The organism is Microvirga zambiensis WSM3693, from assembly GCF_016735695.1.
In the GTDB taxonomy this organism is placed as follows: domain Bacteria; phylum Pseudomonadota; class Alphaproteobacteria; order Rhizobiales; family Beijerinckiaceae; genus Microvirga; species Microvirga zambiensis.
This window is the reverse complement of record NZ_JAERQD010000200.1, coordinates 1-1,019: the sequence shown is the minus strand read 5'-3', so window position 1 is coordinate 1,019 and position 1,019 is coordinate 1. Positions and strand designations below refer to the sequence as shown.

The window sequence follows — 1,019 nt, the reverse complement described above, 5'->3', positions numbered from 1 at the left end:
CGTTTTCCGGTCTGCTCGTCGAAGAGGTGGACGAACTTCGGATCGGGCGTGATGCGGATCTCGTGGCCCGGCTCGGCATTCACGCGTTCGCGGAACACGCCGACGATGTCGGTGCCGCCGAACTTGGCAAAGACCTGCGTCTCCGAGCCGGTCGGCTCGACCACCGCCACCTCGGCCGGCAGGCCGTTGGCCTCGTCGAGGATGAAGTGCTCGGGCCGGATGCCGTAGATGATCGGCTGCCCGTCGGACGCCGCCGGCGCATGGGCGACCGGCAGGGTCAACCCGCTGTCGGTGACGAAGCGCCCGCCCTGCAGATGCCCTTTCAGGAAGTTCATCGCCGGCGAGCCGATGAAGCCGGCCACGAACAGGTTGGCCGGACGGTCGTAGAGTTCGAGCGGCGCGCCGACCTGCTCGACCACGCCATCGTGCATCACCACGATCTTGTCGGCCATGGTCATGGCCTCGATCTGGTCGTGGGTGACGTAGATGGTGGTGGTCTTCAGGCGCTGATGCAGCGCCTTGATCTCGGTGCGCATGGCGACGCGCAGCTTGGCATCGAGGTTGGACAACGGCTCGTCGAACAGGAAGACCTGCGGATCGCGCACGATGGCGCGGCCCATGGCGACGCGCTGGCGCTGGCCGCCGGAGAGCTGGCGCGGATAGCGGTCGAGCAGCTTGCCGAGGCCGAGGATCTCGGCGGCGCGGTCGACGCGGCTCTTGATCTCGGATTTCGGCGCCCGCTTCAGCTTGAGCGAGAACGCCATGTTGTCGGCGACCGTCATATGCGGGTAGAGCGCATAGTTCTGGAACACCATGGCGATGTCGCGCTCCTTGGGCGGGACGTCGTTGACCACCTTCGGGCCGATGCGGAGCTCGCCGCCGGACACGCTCTCCAGGCCTGCGATCATGCGCAGAAGAGTGGATTTGCCGCAGCCCGACGGCCCGACCAGGATCACGAACTCGCCGTCCTGGATCTCGATCGACACGCCGTGAATGACCGGGACGGTTCCGAAGTTCTT

1 protein-coding gene is annotated in these 1,019 nt (G+C 66.3%); it reads right to left on the bottom strand.

The genetic code is table 11. The features are described 5' to 3' along the window. Window positions 1–1,019: ABC transporter ATP-binding protein (locus JKL46_RS34875; RefSeq protein ID WP_201843029.1), on the bottom strand; the 1,019-nt coding region annotated here is incomplete at both ends.